This window comes from Streptomyces sp. (genome assembly GCF_036524955.1).
GTDB lineage: Bacteria > Actinomycetota > Actinomycetes > Streptomycetales > Streptomycetaceae > Actinacidiphila.
In genome coordinates this window covers 1-25642 of record NZ_DATDBG010000099.1, presented here as the reverse complement: position 1 = coordinate 25642, position 25642 = coordinate 1, and the positions used below count along the sequence as shown (strand labels likewise).

At 70.9% G+C, this 25642-nt stretch carries 20 protein-coding genes; 10 read left to right on the top strand and 10 right to left on the bottom strand.

Translation table 11 applies throughout. The features are described 5' to 3' along the window. A partial coding sequence (locus tag VIW71_RS09015) for a TetR-like C-terminal domain-containing protein (RefSeq protein WP_414720704.1) occupies positions 1–511 on the bottom strand: 511 nt, incomplete at its 3' end. Between the two features lie 409 nt (positions 512–920). On the opposite strand from VIW71_RS09015, the gene VIW71_RS09010 reads away from it, so the two are divergent. From VIW71_RS09010 to VIW71_RS08995, 4 genes are all read left to right on the top strand, one after another. After that, positions 921–1871 (top strand): tetratricopeptide repeat protein, encoded by a 951-nt coding sequence (locus VIW71_RS09010; protein WP_331621526.1) that lies wholly within the window; start codon positions 921–923, stop codon positions 1869–1871. A gap of 619 nt (positions 1872–2490) precedes the next feature. After that, complete coding sequence (locus VIW71_RS09005) at positions 2491–3123, top strand: DUF6230 family protein (protein WP_331621521.1); 633 nt, start codon at positions 2491–2493, stop codon at positions 3121–3123. Between the two features lie 287 nt (positions 3124–3410). Continuing rightward, positions 3411–4019, top strand: coding sequence for a DUF6114 domain-containing protein (locus VIW71_RS09000; RefSeq protein ID WP_331621520.1), 609 nt, complete (start codon positions 3411–3413; stop codon positions 4017–4019). Further along, positions 4009–5478, top strand: a complete 1470-nt coding sequence (locus VIW71_RS08995) for a hypothetical protein (RefSeq protein WP_331621519.1) — start codon at positions 4009–4011, stop codon at positions 5476–5478. Before VIW71_RS09000 ends, VIW71_RS08995 begins: the two co-directional genes overlap by 11 nt. A gap of 87 nt (positions 5479–5565) precedes the next feature. On the opposite strand, the gene pyk is transcribed toward VIW71_RS08995, so the two are convergent. From pyk to pta, 3 genes are all read right to left on the bottom strand, one after another. Then, positions 5566–6984 (bottom strand): pyruvate kinase, encoded by a 1419-nt coding sequence (gene pyk, locus VIW71_RS08990; protein ID WP_331621518.1) that lies wholly within the window; start codon positions 6982–6984, stop codon positions 5566–5568. Positions 6985–7051: 67 nt separating this feature from the next. Then, positions 7052–8314 (bottom strand): acetate kinase, encoded by a 1263-nt coding sequence (locus tag VIW71_RS08985; RefSeq protein ID WP_331621517.1) that lies wholly within the window; start codon positions 8312–8314, stop codon positions 7052–7054. Next, positions 8311–10398, bottom strand: coding sequence for a phosphate acetyltransferase (gene pta / locus VIW71_RS08980; protein ID WP_331621516.1), 2088 nt, complete (start codon positions 10396–10398; stop codon positions 8311–8313). Before pta ends, VIW71_RS08985 begins: the two co-directional genes overlap by 4 nt. Before the next feature lie 239 nt (positions 10399–10637). Here pta and VIW71_RS08975 point away from each other — a divergent pair, with 239 nt between their 5' ends. The 4 genes from VIW71_RS08975 to VIW71_RS08960 all read left to right on the top strand — a co-directional run bounded on the left by VIW71_RS08975 (position 10638) and on the right by VIW71_RS08960 (position 13726). Continuing rightward, on the top strand, positions 10638–11636 hold the full coding sequence (locus VIW71_RS08975; protein WP_331621514.1) for a 2-hydroxyacid dehydrogenase: 999 nt from the start codon (positions 10638–10640) through the stop codon (positions 11634–11636). A gap of 91 nt (positions 11637–11727) precedes the next feature. After that, on the top strand, positions 11728–12753 hold the full coding sequence (locus tag VIW71_RS08970) for an ATP-dependent 6-phosphofructokinase (RefSeq protein WP_331621513.1): 1026 nt from the start codon (positions 11728–11730) through the stop codon (positions 12751–12753). 120 nt (positions 12754–12873) lie between these two features. Then, positions 12874–13182, top strand: a complete 309-nt coding sequence (locus VIW71_RS08965; RefSeq protein WP_331621525.1) for a phosphotransferase — start codon at positions 12874–12876, stop codon at positions 13180–13182. A 142-nt stretch (positions 13183–13324) separates the two neighbouring features. Beyond that, a complete protein-coding gene (locus VIW71_RS08960; RefSeq protein WP_331621512.1) occupies positions 13325–13726 on the top strand; it encodes a phosphotransferase family protein in 402 nt (133 codons plus the stop codon). A 22-nt stretch (positions 13727–13748) separates the two neighbouring features. Here the strand turns inward: VIW71_RS08960 and VIW71_RS08955 are convergent, their stop codons facing one another. Both VIW71_RS08955 and VIW71_RS08950 read right to left on the bottom strand, forming a co-directional pair. Beyond that, positions 13749–14168 (bottom strand): hypothetical protein, encoded by a 420-nt coding sequence (locus VIW71_RS08955; protein ID WP_331621511.1) that lies wholly within the window; start codon positions 14166–14168, stop codon positions 13749–13751. Then, positions 14165–14614, bottom strand: coding sequence for a hypothetical protein (locus tag VIW71_RS08950; protein ID WP_331621510.1), 450 nt, complete (start codon positions 14612–14614; stop codon positions 14165–14167). Before VIW71_RS08950 ends, VIW71_RS08955 begins: the two co-directional genes overlap by 4 nt. A 115-nt stretch (positions 14615–14729) precedes the next feature. Here VIW71_RS08950 and VIW71_RS08945 point away from each other — a divergent pair, with 115 nt between their 5' ends. Continuing rightward, entirely contained in the window at positions 14730–15047 is a 318-nt protein-coding gene (locus VIW71_RS08945; protein WP_331621509.1) for a DUF6907 domain-containing protein, read from the top strand. A gap of 141 nt (positions 15048–15188) precedes the next feature. Here the strand turns inward: VIW71_RS08945 and glgB are convergent, their stop codons facing one another. From glgB to VIW71_RS08925, 4 genes are all read right to left on the bottom strand, one after another. Then, on the bottom strand, positions 15189–17759 hold the full coding sequence (gene glgB / locus VIW71_RS08940; RefSeq protein ID WP_414720703.1) for a 1,4-alpha-glucan branching protein GlgB: 2571 nt from the start codon (positions 17757–17759) through the stop codon (positions 15189–15191). A 333-nt stretch (positions 17760–18092) separates the two neighbouring features. Continuing rightward, positions 18093–19511, bottom strand: a complete 1419-nt coding sequence (locus VIW71_RS08935; protein ID WP_331621508.1) for a maltokinase N-terminal cap-like domain-containing protein — start codon at positions 19509–19511, stop codon at positions 18093–18095. Between the two features lie 464 nt (positions 19512–19975). Further along, complete coding sequence (gene treS, locus VIW71_RS08930; RefSeq protein WP_331621507.1) at positions 19976–21676, bottom strand: maltose alpha-D-glucosyltransferase; 1701 nt, start codon at positions 21674–21676, stop codon at positions 19976–19978. Continuing rightward, complete coding sequence (locus VIW71_RS08925; RefSeq protein ID WP_331621506.1) at positions 21673–23658, bottom strand: alpha-1,4-glucan--maltose-1-phosphate maltosyltransferase; 1986 nt, start codon at positions 23656–23658, stop codon at positions 21673–21675. Before VIW71_RS08925 ends, treS begins: the two co-directional genes overlap by 4 nt. A gap of 682 nt (positions 23659–24340) precedes the next feature. Here VIW71_RS08925 and glgP point away from each other — a divergent pair. Beyond that, positions 24341–25642, top strand: a 1302-nt coding sequence (gene glgP / locus VIW71_RS08920) for an alpha-glucan family phosphorylase (RefSeq protein ID WP_331621505.1), incomplete at its 3' end; no start/stop codon positions are given.

The following is a 25642-nucleotide window of genomic DNA, read 5'->3' as shown; positions in this document are numbered from 1 at the left end:
CCGGCGGGAGTTCCCCGCGGCGCTGGGCGCGATCGCGGCCGAGCAGTACCAGGTGCTTCTGGCGGTCCACGATCGCCGCGCGGATCCGCAGCCGCAGCGCGTCGTCGTGGGTGGTTTCGGCGACCACCGCCGTCAGCGCGGTCCTGGTCTCCGGACGGTCGAGCAGTTCGGCGAAGCGCAGCACCACGCCCTGGATGTCGGCCTGGAGACTGCCGAGGTCGGGCAGGTCCGGGTGTGCCTCGACGAGCACGGCGAGGGTGTCCACCACCCGTTCGTTCTTGCCGGCCCAGTGCCGGTGGAGGGTGGTCCTGGCGAAGCCCGCGGGCCGCCACGTCGCCGAGCGACAGCCGCCCCAGCCCAGCTCGGCCGGCACCTCACGGGTGGCCGCCAGGATCGCGCGGTCCGCGTCGGTGCTGCGGGGGCGCCCGGTGCGTCGGCCGGGGGAGAAGAGACAGATGGGGCGAGACCCTACCGGCCGGTAGGTGCTCGGCGAGCGAGTGATCGGTTTCACAGGTCGACGGCGCGCGGGGTGGCGGGGGCGCAGTTACGCTACGAATCGTAGCGAGACCAGTTCCACTCGGAGGGCTGACGCCCGAACTCCTGGAGTGGGCGGCCGAGGAACGAGGCCACCCGCGCAGGGAGTGAGCAGGAAGTCCGACGAAGAACGCCAAAGGGCTGACGCCCGAGCTCCTGGAGTGGGCGGCCGAGGAACGAGGCCACCCGCGCAGGGAGTGAGCAGGAAGTCCGACGAAGTCCGACCAGGAACCACGCGCCACAGGCGACGACCACAGCTACGGATGGGGATCCGTACCACCGCGGTACCACCCCTGGCGCCCGCAATCCGGCGGGGAGGCCGGGTCTGTGCACGGTTTGCCTCACGAGGGGGGAGGATTGGCCTTATGCAGCCTAGGAACATGTCCATGAGCGGCGTGGTCGATCTCGCCGCGGTGAAGGCGGCCAGTGAGGCCAAGGCGAAGGCCGAGCAGGCCAAGGCGCGGCGGCAGGACGCCGGCGCCGACGCGACCGCCGCTTCCCCGCTCGTCATCGAGGTGACCGAGGCGACCTTCGAGAGCGATGTCCTCCAGCGCTCCGCCGAGGTCCCGGTCGTCATCAGCTTCTGGGCCGACCAGGCCGAGCAGAGCAAGCAGCTCAACGCGGTGCTGGAACGGCTGGCCGACCAGTACCGGGGGCGGTTCGTGCTCGCCACCGCCGAGGTCTACGCCAACCAGATGCTCTTCCAGCAGTTCGGCGTCCAGGGTGTGCCCGCGGTCTTCGCGGTGCTGGCCGGGCAGGCCATGCCGCTCTTCCAGGGCGCCGCGCCGGAGGACCAGATCGCCGAGGTGCTCGACCAGTTGATCGCCGTCGCCGAGCAGCGGTTCGGCATCGTCGGCCAAGAGGTCGACCCGGGTACCGTCCCCGCCGAGCGCCCCGCCCAGCCGCCGCGTCCCGCCACCCCGCAGGAGCTGGCACTGTCCGCGGCGCACGAGGCACTGGACTCCGGTGACCTCGGCGGGGCCATCCAGGCGTACCGGAACGTACTGGCCGACGAGCCCGCCAACGCCGAGGCCAAGCTGGGCCTGGCCCAGGCCGAACTGCTGCGCCGGGTCCAGGACGCCGACCCGCAGGCGGTGCGGGACGCGGCGGCGAAGGCGCCGGGTGACGTGCAGGCGCAACTGGCCGCGGCCGACCTGGATCTGGTCGGCGGTCATGTGGAGGACGCCTTCGGGCGGTTGGTGGACGCCGTGCGGCGCACGGCGGGCGACGACCGGGACGCGGCGCGGCTGCGGCTGCTCGAACTCTTCGAGGTGATCGGCCCGGAGGACCCGCGGGTGGTCACCGCCCGTACCGCGCTGGCCAGGGTGCTCTTCTGACAGGCCGACAGGTGCCGGGGCACGGCCCGGCACCGATTTAGCGACACGGCGACCGCACTTTATCAAACCGTGACAAAGGGCGGTCGCTGTTACTTCCGGTCATATTCACGCCCCGATTCGGTGAGTTATGGGGGTGTATGCCGGGATGTGATCCGGCGTCATCCGTCACGCAGGGTGATATTACTCCGCGTGGCGATCATGCAACGGACATGCGGGCGTTACTCGCTGGTAATGAACCCCCTTGTGCACCGGGCGGGAATGCACCACGATCGGCCAAGCTCGGTCCGTAACCACTGCCCGGCCGCCAGCCGGCGCCTTGGTCCGCGGGTCCCCGCCGAGTGGGGGTGCGCGGTCTGGGCCGCCGCTCCGGGACAGGGGGGTCTCCGTCCGCGGATGGCACCGGACAGAGCCTGTCCAGCAGGTTGCGCGAGAGCGTGGCCAGTGGTTGTCGCTCGGGGGTGATCGCCGAGGACACGGACGGCGCCGTCCGCACTCCCCGCGGGGAAGGGCGGTCCGCCGGTCCGCGGCGCTCTCCTTCCCGAGGACGTAGCACTTCTCCCATCCCAGGCCGGGACGGAACAGGCCCCGGCCGGAGATGTACGTCCGAGAAGGAGGAAGTATGGAATCGCTCGTTCGCGGCGGTACCAGATGGCGGCGGTTCGCCGTCGTCATGGTGCCGAGCGTCGCGGCCACCGCCGCGATAGGCGTGGCCCTCGCGCAGGGCGCGCTCGCCGCGTCGTTCAGTGTGTCCGGCCAGCAGTTCAAGGTCACCGCCAAGACCCTGCACGGTGAGGGGTTCGTCCAGTACGGAAACATCGACGTGCCGAGCGGGCGCGGTCCCGTGCCGGTCGCGGTCTCGGCGTTCACCGACGCCACCATCACGGGCCTGTGCCAGTCGGTGGTCGTCCCGACGCCGATCGGCGACGTGACGCTCAGGCTGACCGCCGGCAACGGCAGCAAGAAGGTCGAGGCGCACAACCTCTACATCGACCTCGACCAGCTCGACGCCGACGCGACCTTCACGAACATCAACATCGGTGTGGCGTCGGGGGCCACGCGCTACGGGCCGCCGGTCGAGGGCTCGATCGTCAACAACCCGAAGACCGCAGGCAACTTCGCCCAGGAGGCGGAAGTGGCCGATCTGACGGACGTCAAGCAGACCGCCTGGGCGACCAACGCGGGCACCTTCAAGCTGGCCGGGCTCAGCCTGCGCCTGAACAAGGGCTCCGGCTCTTCGGTGGAGTGCTACTAGTGCCGCGTCAGTCAGGGTCTGCCCGTCGACGAGCGGCCTCCGGTGCGCTGCGTCGCAAGGCGCCGGATCGGCCTCGTAGTGGGCCTGCCCGGTCGGTGCGGCAACGCCGCGAGGTGCCGTGCCGGGCGTCGCGACGGGGCGGACTCTGGCGACGCGGCACCGGGGCCTGTCTTCCGCGAGACGGTTCCTGAGCATGTCCACTGGCCACGGGCGAGCCGCGCGGGATGCGGCTCGCCCGGGCCGCCGATCCACTTCTCAGCAATGCCAGTCCCAGGGAGCTGTTTCCTATGAGCGCCGAGTCAACAGGACTGCGTGCCCGGATCCGGTACGGACGTCTGATGTTCCGCCACTGGCGGTGGCAGCGTCCGTTCTGGGCGGGTCTGCTGACCTTGCTGGCGGGCCTGCCGATCGCGTACTTTCCGTACGCGAATCTCACGCTCGGTCAACTGACCGTCCGGATGGCGACGACCGCGGGTTCCGGCTCGCTGATCATCGGCGTCCTGCTGTTCGTGCTCGGTCTGACCATGTGGTTCCAGGCCGCGGTACGCGTCTTCGCCGGGGTGGCGAGCATCCTGCTCGCGCTGGTGTCGCTCGTCATCTCCAACTTCGGCGGCTTCCTGGCCGGTTTCCTGCTCGCGCTGTTCGGGGGCGCGCTCGCCATCGCCTGGGAGCCGGGGACCCCGGCGGCCGACGACCCCGGCGACAAGGCGGAACTGCCGGGCGGTGCCCCCGAGTCCGACGGCGGCGAGCTCGACCCCGCGGGCCCGGCCGTGTCCACCCTTCCCGCCGCGTCCGCGCTGGACGGGGAGCCGTACGAGTGGGCCGACCCGGTACCCGCGGGCGTCCGGTCCGACGAAGAGACCATCGAGGAGAACGGGAGGCACCGTGCTGGGTGACGAGGCTCAGCCGGCCGAGAGCGACGAGTCCCGCGACAGGGCGGCCTCCGGGCCGCGCCACGCGGCTCCACGCAGATCGCTGCTGACCAAACTGCACGTACCCGCCGGGAAGGCGGTCGCGCTGGCCGCGATGCCCACGGCCGTGCTGATGGGCATGGGTTTCACGCCGCACCTCGCGCAGGCCGACGACATGCCCAAGCCCCCGTTCAAGCCCGGTCCTTGCGTCACCCGGTCCGACACCCCGTCACCGTCGGCCGCCGGCACGGGCGGTGCGAAGGACGAGGCGCGCACCGCGACGCCGAAGCCCGTACGCCGGGCTGTGAAACCCAAGTCCTCGGCGAGCCCGTCCCCGGAGCACCAGGCCACGCCGGCTCCTTCCGCGAGCCCGTCCGTGCCCATGCCCGCGGCCGTCCCCTCGGCCACCGACAACCCGCTCACCGGGCTGGTGCCGAAGTCCGGGGCGACCGCGGACGAGCCGCCGTCCGAGGCGGGCCCGGCCGGGTCCACAGCGGCGTCGTCCGCGTCGCCCACCTCGGACACGTCCACGCAGTCCGTGGACCCGCTGGACCCGCTGGGCCTCGGCAACCTGGTCGGCGGTCTGCTGGGCGGCGGTACCACCGACGGCACAGCCACCCCGGCGCCCGCGCCCACCCCGCAGGCGCCCCAGCCCGCGCCCACCACCCCCGCGCCCGCCGACCTCCCGGCCCCCGGCGGGACATCGGGCGGCTCGACCGGCCCGGGTACGTCGGGCGCGTCCGGCTCGTCGGGTACGTCCGGCACGTCCGGCACGTCCGGCACGTCCGCCAAGGAGACGGCCAAGGACCGGGCCAAGGACACCGCCAAGGGCGCCGGGAACGCCCCTCAGAAGGCGGCCAAGAGCCTTGGCGACCCCACCGCGACCCCTGTGGCCCCGAAGCCCTCCGGTGCCGCGAAGGACGGCTCTGCGGCCCACGACGGCCCGCAGTCCTATCCGTGCCCGACCTACGACGCGCAGGCGCTCGCCGACGCCAAGGCCGAGCGGGGCATACCGCTGCTGCCCGACGCCCCGTGGATCCTCAAGACCACCAAGCTCACCCTGCACGGCCTCCAGTACCACGGCATCGTGCGGGTACGCACCTGGAACGGCGCGGTGAAGGACGTCCTGAAGTTCACCTCCGCCGGCGTCGACATCGAGAACCTGCACCAGATCGTCGAAGCCCCCGGCGACACCACCACGCATGTGACGGCACGCCAGGGCTCCACCTCGACGATCCGCAACGGCACCGTGACGATGTACACCGAGTCGCTGAGCGGCAGGCTGCTCGGCCTGGTCCCGGTGACCTTCACCCCGAAGGCACCGCCGCCGCTGACCCTCCCCGAGCTCTTCTTCACCGACGTCACGGTGGTCCAGGCCGGCCAGTTCGGCGGCGACCTCCACGTACCCGGCATGCGCCTGCTGCCCGGCCGGCCGCCGCGGTAACGCGGCGTGGACCGTACACGCGACGCGGCCCGCACCCCCTCCGTGGAACGAGGACGGGGTACGGGCCGCGGTGTTTCCGGAGCGGTGTCAGTCGCCCAGGTGGTGTACCCGGACCAGGTTGGTCGTGCCCGGCAGGCCGGGAGGCGAGCCGGCCGTGATGATCACGGTGTCGCCCTTGGCGTACTCGGAGAGCTTGAGCATCTCCTGGTCGACCAGCTTCACCATGGCGTCGGTGGTGTCGACGTGCTCCACCACGAACGCCTCCACGCCCCAGGTGAGCGCGAGCTGGTTGCGGGTGGCCGGGTCGGTGGTGAAGGCGAGCACCGGCGCCGGCACCCGGTAGCGGGCCAGCCGGCGGGCGGTGTCACCGGACTTGGTGAAGGCGACCAGCGTCTTGGCGTCCAGGAAGTCGCCCAGTTCGGCCGCGGCGCGGGCGACGGCGCCGCCCTGGGTGCGCGGCTTCTTGCCGGGGGGCAGCGGCTCCAGGCCGCGGCGCAGCAGCTCCTCCTCGGCCGCCTCCACGATCCGCGACATCGTCTTGACCGTCTCGATCGGGTACTTGCCGACCGAGGACTCCGCGGACAGCATCACCGCGTCCGCGCCGTCCAGGATCGCGTTGGCCACGTCGGACGCCTCGGCGCGGGTCGGCCGGGAGTTGGTGATCATCGACTCCATCATCTGGGTCGCCACGATCACCGGCTTGGCGTTGCGGCGGCACAGTTCGATCAGCCGCTTCTGCACCAACGGCACCTGCTCCAGCGGGTATTCCACGGCGAGGTCGCCACGGGCCACCATCACCGCGTCGAACGCCATGACGACGTCCTCCATGTTCTGCACCGCCTGCGGCTTCTCCACCTTGGCGATGACCGGGACCCGGCGGCCCTCCTCGTCCATCACGCGGTGCACGTCGCGGACGTCCTTGGCGTCCCGGACGAAGGACAGCGCCACCATGTCGACGCCCATCCGCAGTGCGAACCGCAGGTCGGATATGTCCTTCTCGGACAGGGCGGGCACGTTCACCGCGGCACCCGGCAGGTTGATGCCCTTGTGGTCGGAGACCACGCCGCCCTCGACCACCAGGGTGCGGACCCGGGGGCCCTCCACCTCGATGACGCGCAGGGCCACGTTGCCGTCGTTGATCAGGACCGGGTCGCCCTGAGAGACGTCGCCGGGCAGGCCCTTGTAGGTGGTCCCGCAGATGGTCCGGTCGCCGGCGATCTCCTCGGTGGTGATGGTGAACTCGTCGCCCGCGACGAGTTCCACCGGGCCGTCGGCGAACTTGCCGAGGCGGATCTTCGGGCCCTGGAGGTCGGCGAGCACACCGACCGCCCTGCCCGTCTCGGTCGCGACCTTGCGGACCCGCTGGTAGCGGTCCTCGTGCTCGGCGTGGCTGCCGTGGCTGAAGTTGAATCGGGCCACGTTCATGCCGGCCTCGACCAGTGTCTTGAGTTGGTCGTAGGAGTCGACGGCGGGGCCCAGGGTACAGACGATCTTGGCTCGGCGCATGGGCGCTATCCTATCGGTTTGTTCCGCTCCGGAATATTCCAGGGGCTGTGTGGCTGTCTGTGCGGGCTCAGGGGTGAGCGCCGGGGGTCGGTGCCTGCTGGTCAGAGGCCGGTGGGTGCGGGTCGCGGGTCGGTCGGTGGGGGTCGCGGGCGGATGAACGAGTGTGGCCGGCTGATGCTTCCGTATCGCGGGCGAGCGCGTAGGCGTCCCGCGCGATCTCCAGCTCCTCGTCGGTGGGCACCACGGCGATCGCCACCCGGCTGGAGGCGGCGGAGATCAGCCGGGCGCCGGAGCCGCGTACCGCGTTGCGCACCGGGTCCACCACCATCCCCAGGCCGTCGAGATCGCGCAGCGCCGCCGCGCGGACGGCCGCGGAGTTCTCGCCGACACCCGCGGTGAAGGCGAGCGCGTCCACCCGGCCGAGGACCGCGGTGAACGCTCCCACATAGCGGCGCAGCCGGTGCACGTACACGTCGAAGGCGAGCTGCGCCCGCGGGTCGTCCTCGGCCATCCGGCGGCCGATCTCCCGCATGTCGTTGGCGCCGCACAGGCCCAGCAGCCCCGAGCGCTTGTTCAGCAGGTCGTCGATCTCGTCCGTGCCGAGGCCCCCCGTCCGGGCCAGGTGGATGATCACCGCCGGGTCGATGTCGCCCGAGCGGGTGCCCATCACCAGGCCCTCCAGCGGCGTCAGGCCCATCGAGGTGTCCACGCAGACCCCGCCCCGGACCGCGGACGCCGACGCGCCGTTGCCCAGGTGCAGCACGATCACGTTGAGGTCGGCCGGGTCCTCGCCCAGCAGGTCGGCGGTGGCGCGGGAGACGTAGGCGTGCGAGGTGCCGTGGAAGCCGTAGCGGCGGATGCCGTAGCGGTCGGCGGTCGCGGTGTCGATCGCGTAGCGGGCGGCGGCCTCCGGGATCGTGGCGTGGAAGGCGGTGTCGAAGACGGCGACCTGCGGCAGGTCAGGGCGCAGCTCGCGGGCCACCTTGATGCCGGTGAGGTTCGCCGGGTTGTGCAGCGGGGCCAGCGGCACCAGCTGCTCGATCCCGGCGAGTACGTCGTCGGTGACCAGGGTGGGTTCGGTGAACCGGGTGCCGCCGTGCACCACCCGGTGTCCGACCGCCGCCAGCTCGGGGGAGTCCAGGCCGAGGCCCCGCCCGGCCAGTTCGGCGGAGACCTTCCGCAGCGCCTCGGTGTGGTCCGCGACCCCGCCCTCCTCGCCGATCCGCTCCACGACGCCGGACGCCAGGCGGGACTCGTCCGCCATCTGAAGCAGCTGGTACTTCACCGAGGAGGAACCGGAGTTCAGCACCAGCACCCTGCTCGCCGTCATACGGCCTCCCCCTGGGCCTGGATCGCGGTGATCGCGACCGTGTTCACGATGTCCTGCACCAGCGCGCCGCGCGACAGGTCGTTCACCGGCTTGCGCAGCCCCTGCAGGACCGGTCCGACCGCGATCGCGCCCGCCGAGCGCTGCACGGCCTTGTATGTGTTGTTGCCGGTGTTCAGGTCCGGGAAGACCAGCACCGTCGCCTGGCCGGCCACCGCGGAGCCCGGCAGCTTGGTGGCCGCCACCGTGGGTGAGACCGCGGCGTCGTACTGGATCGGTCCCTCGACCAGCAGGTCGGGCCGCCGCTCGCGGACCAGATCGGTGGCCGCCCGCACCTTGTCGACGTCGGCGCCGGTGCCGGAGGTGCCGGTGGAGTACGACAGCATGGCGATCCGGGGCTCCACGTCGAAGCGGGCCGCGGTGGCCGCCGCCTGGATCGCGATGTCCGCGAGCTGCTCGGCGTCCGGGTCCGGGTTGACCGCGCAGTCGCCGTACACCAGGACCTTGTCGGCCAGGCACATGAAGAAGACCGAGGAGACGATGGCCGCGTCCGCGCGGGTCTTGATGATCTCGAAGGCCGGGCGGATGGTGGCGGCCGTGGAGTGCACCGCGCCCGAGACCATGCCGTCGGCCAGGCCCTCCTGGACCATCAGGGTGCCGAAGTAGGACACGTCGGCGACCACGTCGTAGGCCAGTTCGTAGCTGACGTTCTTGTGCGCGCGCAGCTTCGCGTAGAGCGCGGCGAACCGTTCCCGCAGCGGCGAGGTCTGCGGGTCGATCATCGTGACGCCCCCGTCGTCGAGCGCGATGCCGAGGTCGCCGGCCTTTTTGCGGATCACGCCCTCCTCGCCGAGCAGGGTCACCTCGCACACGCCCCGGCGCAGCAGCACCTCGGCGGCGCGCAGGATGCGCTCCTCGGTGCCTTCGGGCAGGACGATGCGGCGTCTGTCGGAACGGGCGCGCTCCAGCAGCGCGTGCTCGAACATCATCGGGGTGACCCGGGACGAGCGGGCCACCGACAGCCGCTGGGTCAGTTCGGCGGTGTCCACGTGGCTCTCGAACAGGCCGAGCGCGGTCTCCGCCTTGCGCGGGGTGCCCGCGCCCAGCTTGCTGTCGAGCGAGAACAGCTCGCCGGCGGTCGGGAAGGACCCGGTGGGCACCGCGAGCACCGGGGTGCCGGGGGCCAGCCGGTTCGCCAGCGCCAGGATGTCCGGGCCGGGCCGTTCGTCCAGGGTCAGCAGTACGCCCGCGATCGGCGGGGAGCCCGCGGAGTGCGCGGCCAGCGAGCCGATGATCAGATCGGCGCGGTCGCCCGGCGTCACCACCATGCAGCCCGGCGTCAGCTTCGGCAGGAAGGTCGGCAGCATCGCGCCGCCGAAGACGAAGTCCAGCGCGTCCCGGTCCAGCCCCGCCTCGTCACCGAGCAGCACCCGCGCGCCGAGCGCGTCCACGATCTGCGTCACCGTCGGCGCGGACAGCGCGGGCTGGTCGGGTAGCACGTACGCCGGAACGCCGAGCTGACTGGTGCGCCGCAACTGCTCCGCCGCCGCTCCGGCCACCGCCGGGTCGACCCGGTTGGCGAACATCGCGATCACGTCGCAGCCCAGGTTGGTGTACGCGTGGTGCGCGTTGCGGACCTCGGCCACCACCGACTCGGCGCTCTGGTCCCGGCCGCCGATCACCGGCAGAACGGAGGCGCCGCACTCGTTGGCCAGCCGGGCGTTCACCCCGAGCTCCGCGGGGAGGTTGGTGCCGGCGAAGTCCGAGCCGAGGATCAGTACGGTGTCGTACCGCTCGGCGACCCGCAGGTAGCCCTCCACCAGCCGGGCGGTCAGCGCCTCCTGCCCCTTCTCGGCCTGGAGCGCGGCGCCCTGCTCGTACCCCAGCCCGAAGACAGTCTCCGGTTCCTGGCTCAGCCGGTAGCGGCTGCGCAGCAGCTCGAAAATACGGTCCGGGGCGTCGTGGACCAGCGGGCGGTAGACGCCGACCCGGTCCACCTGCCGGGTCAGCAGCTCCATCACCCCCAGCTCCACGACCTGGCGGCCGTCGCCGCGGCCGATCCCCGTGACATAGACGCTGCGCGTCACACCTGTGCTCCGATCGCCTTGCCTGCGGTTGTCTGCGGTTGTCCGAATCCGGTCGGTCGCGTACGCACGCGCGTACGCATATCTACACCGACGCTAACGTGCCCGCGAGGGCGACGCCCCCTCGGGGCCACCCGGCGCCTGTCGTGCGGACCAGGTCCGTGGGGCAGGTACGTGATCTCCACCCGAACGCCGCACAGCGCACGTAGAGTGAACACCAGCGGACCAAGAAGGGTGGCGCGGTGGAGATCCTGGCGACCGGAGTGCAGCGCGACGAGCGACCGCTGCTGGAGCGGGCCTTCCCCGCGCGCCACCGCGTCCGCTGCCTGGAGACCGTGCTCAGCGCCGACACCCTGCCGCTCGCGGCCGGCTACGAGGCCGTCTCCACCAGTGCGAACGCCACCCTGGACGCCCCGACGCTGGAAGGGCTGGTCCGCGGCGGCACCCGGCTGATCACCCAGCGGTCCACCGGCTACAACAACATCGACCTCGATCACGCGGAACGGCTCGGCCTGACCGTGGCCCGCGTCGCCGCCTACTCTCCGTATGCGGTGGCCGAGTTCGCCTGGACCCTGGCGACCGCGCTCAACCGCCGGATCGTCCGGGCGGCGAGCCGCACCCGCGACTTCGACTTCCGGCTCGACGGGCTGCTCGGCCGCGACTTCCACGGGCGTACGGCGGGAGTGGTCGGCACTGGCCGGATCGGCACCGCCTTCGCCGCGATCGCCCGCGGCTTCGGGATGCGCCTGCTCGGCTGGGACATCGCCGTCAACCTGGAGTGCACCGAACTCGGCATGGAGTACGTCGAGCTGGACCGGATCTTCCGCGAGGCCGACCTGATCAGCCTGCACGTACCGCTGATGCCCTCCACCCACCACCTGGTCGGCGCCCGGCGGCTGGCCGAGGTCAAGGACGGCGTGGTCCTCGTCAACACCGGCCGCGGCGCCCTGATCGACCCGGCCGCGCTGCTGGACGCGCTCAAAGCGGGCACGCTGGGCGGGGTGGGCCTGGACGTGTACGAGGAGGAGGCCGGCATCTTCTTCTACGACAAGGCCCTGGAGGCCATGTCGGACGATACGCTGGCGCGCCTGATGACGTTCTCGAACGTGTTGATCACGTCTCACCAGGCGTACTTCACGGTGGACGTGGTCGAGGAGATCGTCGCGGCGACTGTCCGGAATGTGGATGATTATCTCATGGGGCGGATTACGGAGTGCACGCTGGTACCGAGGTCACCGTGAGCGCGGTCGGCCGCGCCGGCACCCTGGTACTCCCCGCGACCGCTGGTACTACCTGGTACGACCACCTACTGGTACTGGAGAAGATCCCCTGATGCGTATCGGTATTCTCACCGCGGGCGGCGACTGCCCGGGCCTGAACGCCGTCATCCGATCCGTGGTGCACCGGGCGCTGACCGGCCACGGCGACGAGGTCATCGGTTTCGAGGACGGCTTCGTCGGGCTGCTGGAGGGCCGCTTCCGGCCCCTGGACCTCAACTCCGTCAGCGGCATCCTCGCCCGCGGCGGCACCATCCTCGGCTCGGCCCGGCTGGAACGCGGCCGGCTGCGCGAGGCCGCGGACCACGCCGAGGAGCTGTGCGCCAGCTACGGCATCGACGTGCTGATCCCGATCGGCGGCGAGGGCACGCTGACCGCCGCCCGGATGCTCTCGGAGGCCGGGATGCCCGTGGTCGGGGTGCCGAAGACCATCGACAACGACATCAACGGCACGGACCGCACCTTCGGGTTCGACACCGCCGTCACCGTGGCCACCGAGGCGATCGACCGCCTCAAGACCACCGCGGAGTCCCATCAGCGGGTGATGGTGGTGGAGGTGATGGGCCGGCACGCCGGCTGGATCGCCCTCGAAGCGGGGATGGCCGGCGGCGCCCACGGCATCTGCGTCCCCGAACGCCCCTTCGACCCCGCCGACCTGGTCGCGATGGTCGAGGAACGCTTCTCCCGGGGCAAGAAGTTCGCCGTCATCTGCGTCGCCGAGGGCGCCCACCCCGCCAAGGGCACCATGAACTACGGCGTCGGCGCGATCGACAAGTACGGCCACGAGCGCTTCGCGGGCATCGGCACCACCCTCGCCCGTGAACTCGAACTCCGCCTCGGCAAGGAGGCCCGCCCGGTCATCCTCGGCCACGTCCAGCGCGGCGGTGTCCCCACCGCCTACGACCGCGTCCTGGCCAACCGTTTCGGCTGGCACGCGGTCGAAGCCGCCCACAAGGGCGCCTTCGGCCACATGACCGCCCTCCACGGCACCCGCATCGCCATGGTCCCCCTCGCCGACGCCGTCACCTACCTCAAGACCGTCCCGGAGGACCGCATGCAGGAGGCGGAGTCGGTGTTCTGAGGGTGCCGGGCCGGCTGCCTCGGCATGCCTGAGCGCGGGCGCGATCTGGGAAGTGGGTGAATGATCGGTGCTGAGCGGGAGGGACCGCGTGCGTTCACATCGGTCGGTGCTCAGGGCGTGATGACCGAGGCCTGCCGTGTCGCCGGGCTGGCATCTGACGGGGCTCGGCTGATCCGGCTCGGTGAGAACGCGCTGTTCCGGCTGGCCGCGCGTCCGGTGATCGTCCGGGTGGCCCGATCAGCGGAATACCTGTCATCGGTACGGACCGAGGTGCGCGTGTCGCACTGGTTGGCGCGGGAGGGGTTCCCGGCGGCGCGCGTGGTGGACGACATAGAGCAACCCCTGCTTGTCGACGGGCACCCGGTGACCTTCTGGCATCTGATCGAGGCGAACGCGACGCCACTTACGGTGAACTGGGCGCCGTCCTGAAGGATCTGCACGCGTTGAGAGTTCCGGACGGTTTGGGCCTGCCACCCGTCACCGCCTTCGGGCGAGCGGACTTAAGGTTGGAGAAGGGGACCGGGATTTCAGCGGGCGACCGCGAGTTTCTGTGCGGGCGTCCCAGGAGCTCGTGGGTCACCTGGCGGCACTGCGATTTGAATCGCCGATGGGGCCGGTGCACGGTGACGCCCATGCGGGCAATCTCATGGTGGATCAGCGCGGACGTGTGCACCTGATAGACCTGGAGAACTTCTGTGTTGACCACGCCGAATGGGATCTGGTTGTCGCCGCGCATGAGTTCGACCGGCTGGGGTGGGCTGTGGAGGAACAGTATACGGCGTTCTCAGGTGCCTACGGTCGGGATCTGCGGGAGTGGCCGGGCTTTCGAACGCTGTGTGCCATTCAGGAGTTCCGAATGACAACGTGGCTGATGCAGAACGTGGGGGAGGGCCCGGAAGTGGCGGAAGAGGTGATGAAGCGGATCGCTTCACTGCGGGACGATGACGCGCCTCGCCATTGGCGACCGTACTGAGAGCGGAACGGCGGTCGGATGACTATCCCGCCCGTTCGGTCAGAAACTGGGACACCCGGTCATTGAAATGGGCTGCCGCCGCTGAGGCTGGGTATCGGGCGATCTCGTCGCGGAAGTCGGTCACGTAGCGCACGAAGCGGGCTGACTGCACGGATTCACCCTGCCGGACGGCTGTGTCAGCAGTGGAGACGGCAGCGTCCAGATCACCATTGAGCAATTGGCTCTGCGCGAGCACCATGCGGCAGAAGGCCAGTGTGCGGGCGTACTGAGGTTCCGTCTGATGGACCGCGCGTTCCGCGAAGTTCAGAGACTCCGTGGGGCGCTTGAGGTCACGGAAACAGTGGGAGAACTCGCCAATCAGCTCCGCTTCGTCGAAGCATGCAAGCCATTCGGGATCTTGTGTGAGGTCGGCTCTCTCAAAGTGTCTTTCCGATTCGTTCATGGCCCTGGAGGCCCCAGCCAAGTCCGCGCTGCTTGCCAATGCGCGCGCTTCGTGAGCGGCGAACAGGCTTTGGCGCGAGGTGTAGAGGTACCGTGCCCTCCCTCGACAGCAGCACGGGCCAGCCGCGCGGCGCGTGGAAAGTCGCCCAAATAGTTTGCCTGGTGGCTCATGTTGGCGAGGATGGTCGCGCCCATCATGCGGTCGTCGGCGACCCTGGTCAAGCGTAAGGTGGAGACCAGGTACCGATTGGCCAGGCCGTGGTTTCCGATGTCGTATGCCGTCCAAGCCAGAATTTCGCCAACCTCAGCGGCTGCTGTGAACAGCGCGCGCCCCACCTGATCGGAGTAGCTGGAATTGAGCAGCGGAATGACCTCATGGCGGAAGTAGTGCCGGAGTGCCGCGTGCCCGTGCCCGCCTCCATAGAGGAAGTCGAGTTGCATGAACATCTGACTGGCCGTCCGGATGGCAGCTACGTCACGCATGCCAATCCGACGTGCAGCTCCGACATGGTCGGGTAGTTCGTCCGGACCACCGCGCCCTCCGGGCAGGAGTGGATCCGGGTTGTCCGGGATCAGTCACCGCTTTGCGTTCCGCGGTCAGCGGATGCGGGTGTCACCGGAGGGCACGGTCCCGGGGCAGGTATCGGAGGTCTTCGGGGGCCGCATCGAGTGCATCCCCTACAGCGAGGACGGGGAGCTGCCGCAGGTTCCGGTCGTCAACCTGCACATTGTCGACGACCACTGGGTCAACGGCCTGGACCCGGACGACCTCGCTGAGGTCGCCACCCGATTCCGTGCCCAGGCCCGCCTCGACCATGAGATGCGACCACAACTCATCGCCACCCGCGCGGATTGGGCCGCTCATCACCCCGCACTGTGAGGCAGAGGCCCCGGTTTCTGCATGAGGGATTCCCCCGTTCACGTCCGAGCGAGGTACGGCTGGCTCACCGACCCCTGGCTCACCCGACCGGGCCCCTCACCGCGCGGCGGTGAGGGGCCCGGATCGGGGCCGCCATACCGGTCAGGCCAGGGGGCGGAGCCAGACCGTGGCCAGGGGGGGGAGGGTCAAGGTGATGCTGTGGGGGTGGCCGTGCCAGGGGACGGGGGCGGACGTGACGGGGCCGTCGAGCAGGACGCCGCTGCCGCCGTAGCGGAGGTCGTCGGTGTTGAGGACCTGGGTCCAGACGGCGTCGGGGGAGCCGAGACGGTAGTCGTGGCGGACCACGGGGGAGAAGTTGCTGATGCACAGCAGGGGGGTGCCGGCGTCGTCGTAGCGCAGGAAGGAGAGGGTGTTGTCCTCCGCGGCGCCGCCGTCGATCCATGCGAAGCCGCCGGGATCGGTGTCGAGCTGCCAGAGCGCGGGGGTGGCCGCGTAGCCCGCGTTGAGGTCGCGGACGAGGTCGCGTACACCGCGGTGGTCGGCGGCCGCGGCGTAGGTCTCGTCCAGCAGCCACCAGTCCGGGCCGCTGTCGTGCGACCACTCCGAGCCCTGGGCGAACTCCTGGCCCATGAAAAGCAGTTGCTTGCCCGGGTGGGCCCACATGAAGCCCAGGTAGGCGCGGAGGTTGGCGCGCTGCTGCCACCAGTCGCCGGGCATCTTTCCCACCAGCGAGCCCTTGCCGTGCACCACCTCGTCGTGCGAGATCGGCAGCACGTAGTTCTCGCTGTACGCGTACACCATCGAGAACGTCATCTCGTTGTGGTGGTACCTGCGGTAAACCGGCTCGTGCTGCAGGTACGAGAGCGTGTCGTGCATCCAGCCCATGTTCCACTTCAGGCCGAAGCCGAGGCCGCCGAAGCCGGTGGGGCCGACGTGGTGGGTGGCGCGGGTGACCCCGTCCCACGCGGTGGACTCCTCGGCGATGGTGACCACGCCGGGGCAGCGGCGGTAGACCGTGGCGTTCATCTCCTGGAGGAAGGCGACCGCGTCCAGGTTCTCCCGGCCGCCGTGGATGTTGGGCGTCCACTGGCCGTGCTCACGCGAGTAGTCGAGGTAGAGCATCGAGGCGACGGCGTCCACCCGCAGCCCGTCGATGTGGAACTCCTCACACCAGTAGACGGCGTTGGCGACCAGGAAGTTACGGACCTCCGTGCGCCCGAAGTCGAACTCCAGGGTCCCCCAGTCCGGATGCTCGGCCATCAGCGGGTCCGGGTGCTCGTACAGCGCCTCGCCGTCGAACCGGGCCAGCGCCCACTCGTCCTTGGGGAAATGGGCCGGAACCCAGTCCATGATCACGCCGATCCCGGCCTGGTGCAGCGCGTCCACGAGGTGGCGGAAGTCGTCGGGCGAGCCGAGCCGTGAGGTGGGCGCGTAGTACGAGGTCACCTGGTAGCCCCAGGAACCGCCGAAGGGGTGCTCGGCGACCGGCATCAACTCCACGTGCGTGAAACCGAGTTCGGCCGCGTACGCGGGCAGTTGCTCGGCCAGCTCGCGGTAGCTCAGGCCGGGGCGCCAGGACGGCAGGTGCACCTCGTACACGGAGAGGGGCGCGCGGTGTGCGGGTGTGTCCGCGCGGTGCCGCATCCACTCCTCGTCGCGCCACCGGTACCGGGACTCGGTGACGAGGGAGGCGGTGGCCGGCGGGACTTCGGTGGCGCGGGCCATCGGGTCGGCCTTTGTCACCCGGGAGCCGTCGCGGCGGGTGACCTCGTACTTGTACGCGGTGCCCGCGCCGACACCGGGCAGGAACAGCTCCCACACGCCGGACGAGCCCAGCGAACGCATCGGGAAGGCGGTGCCGTCCCAGAAGGCGAAGTCCGCGGCGAGCCGCACGCCCCGGGCGTTGGGCGCCCACACCGCGAACCGGGTGCCGGCCACGCCGCCGTGCGTCATCGGCCGCGAGCCGAGCGCCCTCCACAACTGCTCGTGCCGGCCCTCCTGGATGAGGTGCAGGTCGAGTTCGCCGAGCGAGGGCAGGAAGCGGTACGGGTCGTCCACGACGTGCTCGCCGTCGTCGTACGTCACCGCGAGCCGGTACGCCGGGATGCCGCTGAGCGGTACGACCGCGGAGAACAGCCCGTCGCCCTCCGCCGCGAGCTCCGCCCGCACCCCGTCGGCCAGCACGGCCACCGCCCGCGCGAACGGCCGCAGCACCCGGAACCGTACGCCGCCGGACACGGGGTGCGCCCCGAGCAGCGAGTGCGGGTCGTGGTGCGCGCCGTTCAGCAACCGCCACCGCTCGCCCTCCTCCAGGCCGGGGGCGTTCACGTTGCCGTGAAGGGCCGCGGCGGGGGGCCCGGACGGCTGCTCTGCGGCTGCCGATGGGGTAGGGACGATCCCACCGGGTGCCGTCCGGGCCGGGCCGGCGGGTTGTCCCGCCGTTCCGCCAACTGTCTGCGTCGCCGGGTCTGCCGGGGCGGCGGTCGGCCGCACCTCCGGGTGCCACCGACCGGTGGCCGACGTGCCGCTCGCGGCGGTCTGCGGCACCGTGCCCGACGCGGCCGGATGCGGGGTCGTCGCGTCGTATCCGCGCGCGGCGGCCTCGGAGAGGTCACCCGCGGACGCCGCCGGATGGGCGCCGTCCGCGGGCGCGACGGGCGCGCCCGGCGGCACCAGGCGGCCGGACGGTGTCTCAGGAGTGCGCGGGATCACGGCTGGTTCTCCTCGACGGTTCAGGTGCGGGTCGGCTGGCGGCGGGTGTGCGGCGGGCCGGCGGTCGGTGGGTCGGTGGTGCTGGGTGGTGGCGGACGTGGGGCGGGTCGGTGGGTCGGTGGGGCTGGGGGCTGAGTGGCGGCGGACGTGCGGCCGCCCGGCGGTCGGTGGGTCGGGTGGTGGCGGACGTAGGGCGGGTCGGTGGGTCGGTGGGTCGGTGGGTGAGGGTCGGGTGGTGGCGGGTGGGTGGCCGGCGGTCGGTGGGTCGGTGGAGCCAGGGGCCGGGGGGCGTCGGAGCGCCGTGGGTCGGTGGTCAGTATGTCGGGGGCACCCCTAATGCGGGGCCGCCAAGGCCAGGCGGGCCAGCGCGGAGAGGGGGATGGGGAGCCAGGCCGGGCGGTGGCGGGCCTCGTAGCGGGCTTCGTACACCGCCTTGTCGGTTTCGAAGGCCCGTATCAGGACCGGCTGTTCGCGGGGATCGGTGCCGGAGACCTCGGCGTAGCCGGAGCAGTAGGCGTCGCGATGGCGGTCCGCCCAGGGGCCGTTGGCGCTGTGGTGGGCCGCGTAGTCGAAGGAGCGGAGCATGCCGGCCACGTCCTGCACCGGCGGCGCCGGCCTGCGCCGCTCGGCCAGCGGCCTGGCCGGCTCACCCTCGAAGTCGATCAGCACCCACTCGCCGTCCGCCCCGCGCAGCGCCTGCCCGAGGTGCAGATCGCCGTGGATGCGCTGCACGGTCACCGCGCCGCCGGTCCCGGCGCCCGCGCCCAGCTTGGTCAGGTCGTCGAAGGCGGACCGCAGCGCGCCCGCGTACGGCCGTACCGCCGGGACCTCCGCGGCGGTTTCCTCCAGCCGGTGCGTCATGCCCGCGGCGATACGTTCCAGCGCCGACCCGCTCAGCTCCCGTACCGGCAGGGCGGTGGCGAGTGAACCGTGCACCTCCGCGGTGGCCCGGCCGAGCGCCGACGCCTCCTGCCGGAAGTCGCCGTCCTCGGCCACCGAAGCAAGCGCCAGCGTCCACCCGTCGGCCGAACCCGGCAGGAACCGCTGGAGCACCCCCAGGGTCGTCGGCTCCCCGGGCCCGTCCTCCGTGCCGTCGGTGTCCAGAGCCTCGAACCACGCCACCGGTTCCGCGACCCGCCGCGAACCGGCCCTGGCCAGGGCGAGTGAGAGCTCCAGATCGGGGTTGCCGCCCGGGGAGACACGGCGGAACAGCTTGAGGATGTACGCGTCCCCGTACACCACCGACGTGTTGGACTGCTCGGCCGTGGACACCCGGGGAGCCAGGCCCGGCGGGAACTCGGCGCTCGGCTCGGTGGTGAAGCGCAGTCGGCCGGTACGGCCCGGCGTCCTGAGCCGTTCCAGCAGAAGCGCGGCCAACCGGGGGTCGTGCGGGGCGTCGTAGAGCGTCAGGCTGTCGTAGGGGCCGCCGACCGCCGGGCCGAGCGCGGCCCGTACCAGCGCGGACGGCAGCAGCGGGTGTGCGCCGAGGAGGAGCTGGTAGCAGTCCGCGGGCCGGCCGGGCTGTTCGACGTCGACCAGGACGTGCAGCAGGCCGAGTGGGCCGAGCCGTCCGCCCGGCGCTACGAGTTCGGTGGCGGCGGCCAGCCGGAACCGACCCACGGGCAGGCCCTTTCCGGCGAACCAGCGTTGCCGTGGCAGCCAGCCGCGCAGCAGCGGATCGAGCGAGCGCAGCAGTCCCGGCACCAGATCGCGGCCGCTGGGGGGTACACGGGTCCAGGAGCTGTCCGACATGACGTCCTTTCCCCGGGGAGTCGCGCACCTGGCCGCAACGGCGAGCGGCAGGGGCGCCAGCCTCCCGGATGACGGGTTCCGGCTGTCCGGCGACACGGGGAGCCTGCCCCAGGCGAGTGACAGGAAACCGCCGTTCGGGGCCGCCCGCGATACCTTCCGGTGCCGCGTCGCGACCGGTCAGGCTGGGGGTACTCTTGGGATACTGCCAAAGGTACGTCGGCCCCGCCAGTCGTGGAACAGGCCGAACCGGGATACCGCGACTTTTGGTCGGTCTTCCTGCTCGTGCCCTGTGCGGGTGGTCTCGTTTTTCGGCCGCCCGCTGGGGGCTCGGGCGTCAGCCCCAGGGCGTCCCCGGTCGGTCTTCCTGCTCGTTCCCTGCGCGGGTGGTCTCGTTCCTCGGCCGCCCACTCCGGGAGCTCGGGCGTCAGCCCTCCGAGGGGGCCGGGCTGCCCGGCCCCCCGCGGTCAGGACGGGTCGCGGCGCAGCCGGAACCAGTAGAAGCCGTGTCCTGCCAGGGTCAGCAGGTAGGGCAGCTGGCCGATCGCCGGGAAGCGCACCCCGCCGATCAGTTCCACCGGATGGCGGCCCTCGAATTGCCGCAGGTCGAGCTCTGTGGGCTGGGCGAACCGGGAGAAGTTGTTCACGCACAGCACCAGGTCGTCGCCGTCCTCCCGCAGGAAGGCCAGCACGGCCGGGTTGCTGGAGGACAACTCCGTGTACGAGCCGAGGCCGAACGCCCGGTTCTGCTTGCGGATCTCGATCATCCGCCGGGTCCAGTGCAGCAGCGAGCTGGGGGAGCTCATCTGCGCCTCGACGTTGGTGACCTGGTACCCGTAGACCGGGTCCATGATCGTCGGCAGGTAGAGGCGGCCTGGATCGCTGGAGGAGAAGCCCGCGTTGCGGTCCGGCGTCCACTGCATGGGGGTGCGCACCGCGTCCCGGTCACCGAGCCAGATGTTGTCGCCCATGCCGATCTCGTCGCCGTAGTACAGGATCGGCGAGCCGGGCAGGGAGAGCAGCAGCGCGGTGAACAGCTCGATCTGGTTGCGGTCGTTGTCCAGCAACGGGGCGAGCCGGCGGCGGATGCCGATATTGGCCCGCATGCGCGGGTCCTTGGCGTACTCCGCGTACATGTAGTCGCGTTCCTCGTCGGTGACCATTTCGAGGGTCAGCTCGTCATGGTTCCGCAGGAAGATTCCCCACTGGCACGTCGCCGGGATGGCCGGTGTCTTTGCCAGGATTTCCGACACCGGGTAACGGGATTCGCGCCGCACCGCCATGAAGATGCGCGGCATCACCGGGAAGTGGAACGCCATGTGGCATTCGTCGCCGCCCTTTTGGAAGTCACCGAAGTAGTCGACGACGTCCTCGGGCCACTGGTTGGCCTCGGCCAGCAGTACGGTGTCCGGGTAGTGCGCGTCGATCTCCGCCCGCACCCGCTTGAGGAACTGGTGGGTTCGCGGCAGGTTCTCGCAGTTGGTGCCCTCCTGCTGGTACAGGTACGGCACCGCGTCCAGCCGGAAGCCGTCGATGCCCAGGTCCAGCCAGAACCGCAGCGCGGCCAGGATCTCCTCCTGTACCTGCGGGTTCTCGTAGTTCAGGTCCGGCTGGTGGGAGAAGAAGCGGTGCCAGTAGTACTGCTTGCGCACCGGGTCGAACGTCCAGTTCGAGGTCTCGGTGTCGACGAAGATGATCCTGGCGTCGCCGAACTGCTTGTCGTCGTCCGCCCAGGTGTAGTAGTCCCCGTACGGCCCCTCCGGGTCGCTGCGGGACGCCTGGAACCAGGGGTGCTGGTCGCTGGTGTGGTTCATGACGAAATCGATGATGACGCGCATGCCCCGTTGGTGCGCGGCGTCCACGAATTCCACGAAGTCCGCCAGGTCGCCGAATTCCGGCAGCACCGCTGTGTAGTCCGCCACGTCGTAACCGCCGTCTCGCAGCGGTGACGCGAAGAACGGGGGCAGCCACAGGCAGTCCACGCCCAGCCATTGCAGATAGTCGAGTTTGGCGGTGATTCCCTTCAGGTCGCCTACACCGTCGCCGTTGCTGTCCTGGAAGGAGCGGACGAGGACTTCGTAGAACACCGCCCGCTTGAACCAGTCCGGATCACGGTCCTTTGCCGGGGTGTCCTCGAAGGTATCGGGGACGGGTTCGTTGACGATCAACTGAGTGACCCTCCGATCGATGGAGACGGTCGCAGCGACAGAACGTGCGCGGGCGCGCGGCCCGGCTCAAGGCGCACATAGTTGGCGCTGCCCCAGTGGTAGGTCTCTCCGGTGAGCTCGTCGCGCACCGGGAACGACTCGTGCCAGGAAAGGCCGAGTTCTGGCATGTTCAACGAGACGGTCGCCTCCTGGGTGTGGAATGGGTCCAGGTTGACGACCACCAGAACGACATCGTCGTCGCGCCGCTTGGAGTAGGCCATGAGCGCGTCGTTGTCCACATCGTGGAACGTGATGTCCCGCAACTGCTGAAGCGCCGGGTGGCGGCGGCGCAGTCGGTTGAGCGTGGCGATCAGCGGAGCCAGCGAGCGCCCCTCCGCCTCGGCCGCCGCCCAGTCGCGGGGCCGCAGTTCGTACTTCTCCGAGTCGAGGTACTCCTCACTGCCCGGGTGTACGGCAGTACCCTCGCACAGTTCGTAACCCGCATAAACACCCCAGCTCGGAGAGAGCGTCGCGGCGAGCACGGCCCGGGTCTCGAAGGCGGGCCGGCCGCCGTGCTGGAGATAGGCGTGCAGGATGTCGGGGGTGTTGACGAAGAAGTTCGGCCGCATCCAGGCCGCCGACTCCCCGCTCAACTCCCGCATGTACTCGGTGAGTTCGGCCTTGCCGGTGCGCCAGGTGAAGTAGGTGTACGACTGCTGGAAGCCGATCTTCCCGAGGGTGTTCATCATGGCCGGGCGGGTGAACGCCTCGGCCAGGAAGATCACGTCGGGGTCGGTGCGGGTGATGTCGGCGATCACCTTCTCCCAGAACACCACCGGCTTGGTGTGCGGGTTGTCCACCCGGAAGATCCGCACGCCGTGGGCCATCCAGTGCCGCAGCACCCGCCGGGTCTCCTTGACGATGCCGGCGAAGTCCTCGTCGAAGGCGATGGGGTAGATGTCCTGGTATTTCTTCGGCGGGTTCTCCGCGTAGGCGATGGTGCCGTCGGCGCGGTGCGTGAACCACTCCGGGTGCCTGGTCACCCACGGGTGGTCCGGCGAGCACTGCAACGCGAAGTCCAGCGCGACCTCCAGGCGCAGTTCGCGGGCGCGCGCCACGAAGTGGTCGAAGTCCTCCAGGGTGCCCAGCTCCGGGTGGATCGCGTCGTGGCCGCCCTCCGGGGCGCCGATCGCCCAGGGTGAGCCCACGTCGTCCGGGCCGGCCGACAGGCTGTTGTTGCGGCCCTTGCGGAAGGCGGTGCCGATCGGGTGGATCGGCGGCAGGTACACCACGTCGAAGCCCATCGCGGCGACCGCGGGGAGCCGTTCGGCGGCGGTACGGAAGGTGCCCGAGCGCGGGGGCGCGCCCTCGGTGACGACCGCGCCCTCGGAGCGCGGGAAGAACTCGTACCACGAGCCATAGAGCGCTCGTTGCCGTTCGACCTGGAGCGGCAGCGGCCGTACCGTACTCACCAGGTCGCGCAGCGGGTGGCGGTCGAGCGCCGCCAGGACGTCGGGGGCGAGCGCCGCCGCGTGCCGGGCGGCCGGGGGGCGGGCGGGGTCCCGCAGCGCGTCCACCGCGGCCAGGACCTCCGGCCGGCCCTCGTTCTTGGGCATCCCGGCGGCGGCCCGCTCGTGGAGCAGCGCCCCCTCGGCGAGCACCAGTTCGGTGTCGATGCCGGCCGGGATCTTGATGCCGGCGGTGTGCCGCCAGGTGGCCAGTGGGTCCGACCAGGCCTCGACGGTGTACGTCCAGCGGCCCTCGGTGGTGGGGGTGACCAGCGCGCCCCATCGATCGGTGCCCGGTGCGAGTTCGCGCATCGGCGTCCAGGGGCCCGACCGGCCGGCGGGGTCGCGCAGCACGACGTTGGCGGCGACCGCGTCGTGCCCCTCGCGGAACACGGTGGCCGTCACCTCGAACACCTCGCCGACGACGGCCTTCGCGGGGCGCCGGCCGCAGTCCACGACCGGGCGGACGTCGACCACGGGAATACGACCGATCATTTCCTCACCTGACAGCTCGGGACCACGGGACGACGACCCCCGCTCTTTTTAACTGTTCTTGGCGTTGCGGGCCTGCCTGCATGGCCGCCCGGGTCCGCGTTCACCCGGGTGGCGGGGGGCCTGCCGGTGCGTCCGCCTGTACGTGTACGGCTGGTTGTGCTTTTGGCTGTGCTTTGTGACTGAACGGGTACCTCTAGGTGAGCCTGTGCCCGTTCGCGTACTCCAAACGGGCACGGTGGAACTCGTGCGTAAGTGTGCGGTGCGCGCTGCGCGGAGCCTGCCCATGGTCTCCACGCGACACGCGCGCTGGGAAGGCTCTTCGGGAGCGCGTCACGCACGCCTGATGGTGCGCCCCCCGAAACACGCCGGTCCCTCCCCCGAAAACGCTCCTGGTGCACCGCTGTTGCGCCCCTCAGTGCGCCCCCGCGTACGCCTCTTCGGCACGCGAGGCCGCCGGAGAGCCCTCTGCCTGTCGCCTCGTCCAAGCAACCAGGATCGCACCGGATCGCTCACGACGCACTGCCTCTGAGCGGTCCGCCCACATCTCCGCACACTGTCCCGCACGCGCCCCGCCCCGTACGCTCGTCACGCAGCGCTTCCATGAGCCGCCGTTCGAGCGTTTGAACCACCGGATCGTGGAGACCGACCCCAGGCCCCCCGCTCGCGGGTTTACGGTCGGGGGGTGAAGGCAATCCGTCGATTCACCGTGCGCACAGTCCTGCCGGAACCTCTGCGCCCGCTGGGGGAACTGGCCCAGAACCTACGCTGGTCGTGGCACCAGGAGACCAGGGAGCTCTTCGAGAGCGTCGACCCGGAGGGCTGGCGGGCCGCCCAGGGCGACCCGGTACGGCTGCTCGGCGCCGTCTCCAAGGAGCGGCTGGCCGCGCTCGCCGCCGACCGGCGCTTCCTGCGCCGGCTGGCCGCCGCCGCCGAGGACCTCGCCGACTACACCGCCAATCCCCGCTGGTACCAGGACCAGAACGACCTGCCCGCCGCCATCGCCTACTTCTCACCCGAGTTCGGCATCACCTTCGCCCTGCCGCAGTACAGCGGCGGGCTCGGGATCCTCGCCGGAGACCACCTCAAGGCCGCCAGCGACCTCGGTGTCCCGCTGATCGGCGTCGGCCTGCTCTACCGGCACGGCTACTTCCGCCAGTCGCTGTCCCGTGAGGGCTGGCAGCAGGAGCACTACCCCGTCCTCGATCCTAACTCCCTGCCGGTCACCCCGCTCCGCGAGGCCGACGGCACCCCCGCCGGGATCGGCCTGACCCTCCCCGGCGAGCGGACCCTGCGCGCCCGGATCTGGAAGGCCCAGGTCGGCCGGGTGCCGCTGCTGCTGCTCGACTCCGACGTGGAGGGCAACCAGCCCGCCGAGCGTGACGTCACCGACCGGCTCTACGGCGGCGGCAGCGAGCACCGGCTGCTCCAGGAGATGCTGCTGGGCATCGGCGGGGTGCGGGCCGTCCGCGCCTACTGCCGCATCACCGGCCACCCCGATCCCGAGGTCTTCCACACCAACGAGGGCCACGCCGGCTTCCTCGGCCTGGAACGCATAAGGGAACTCTCCCTCGACGGCCTCGACTTCGACGCGGCCCTGGAAGCGGTGCGGGCCGGCACCGTGTTCACCACCCACACGCCGGTACCGGCCGGCATCGACCGGTTCGACCGCGAACTGGTCGCCCGCCACCTCGGCGAGGGCGGCGAGCTGTCCGGCGTGGACGTCGGCCGCGTCCTCGAACTCGGCCTGGAGCCCCACCCCGGCGGCGACCCCAACCTGTTCAACATGGCTGTCATGGGCCTGCGGCTGGCCCAGCGCGCCAACGGCGTGTCCACCCTGCATGGCGCGGTCAGCCGGGAGATGTTCGCCGGGCTGTGGCCCGGCTTCGACCCGGCCGACGTGCCCATCACCTCCGTGACCAACGGGGTGCACGCCCCCACCTGGGTGGCCCCCGAGGTCGTCCGGCTCGGCGCCCGCCAGATCGGC

Excerpts from the sequence above, each read along its gene's own strand:
- VIW71_RS09010 (WP_331621526.1), top strand. The coding sequence starts at position 921 with ATGAGCGGCGTGGTCGATCTCGCCGCGGTGAAGGCGGCCAGTGAGGCC.
- VIW71_RS09005 (WP_331621521.1), top strand. The coding sequence starts at position 2,491 with ATGGAATCGCTCGTTCGCGGCGGTACCAGATGGCGGCGGTTCGCCGTC.
- VIW71_RS09000 (WP_331621520.1), top strand. The coding sequence starts at position 3,411 with ATGAGCGCCGAGTCAACAGGACTGCGTGCCCGGATCCGGTACGGACGT.
- pyk (WP_331621518.1), bottom strand. The coding sequence starts at position 6,984 with ATGCGCCGAGCCAAGATCGTCTGTACCCTGGGCCCCGCCGTCGACTCC.
- VIW71_RS08985 (WP_331621517.1), bottom strand. The coding sequence starts at position 8,314 with ATGACGGCGAGCAGGGTGCTGGTGCTGAACTCCGGTTCCTCCTCGGTG.
- VIW71_RS08970 (WP_331621513.1), top strand. The coding sequence starts at position 11,728 with ATGCGTATCGGTATTCTCACCGCGGGCGGCGACTGCCCGGGCCTGAAC.
- VIW71_RS08965 (WP_331621525.1), top strand. The coding sequence starts at position 12,874 with ATGACCGAGGCCTGCCGTGTCGCCGGGCTGGCATCTGACGGGGCTCGG.
- VIW71_RS08955 (WP_331621511.1), bottom strand. The coding sequence starts at position 14,168 with ATGAACGAATCGGAAAGACACTTTGAGAGAGCCGACCTCACACAAGAT.
- VIW71_RS08950 (WP_331621510.1), bottom strand. The coding sequence starts at position 14,614 with ATGTTCATGCAACTCGACTTCCTCTATGGAGGCGGGCACGGGCACGCG.
- VIW71_RS08935 (WP_331621508.1), bottom strand. The coding sequence starts at position 19,511 with ATGTCGGACAGCTCCTGGACCCGTGTACCCCCCAGCGGCCGCGATCTG.
- VIW71_RS08925 (WP_331621506.1), bottom strand. The coding sequence starts at position 23,658 with ATGATCGGTCGTATTCCCGTGGTCGACGTCCGCCCGGTCGTGGACTGC.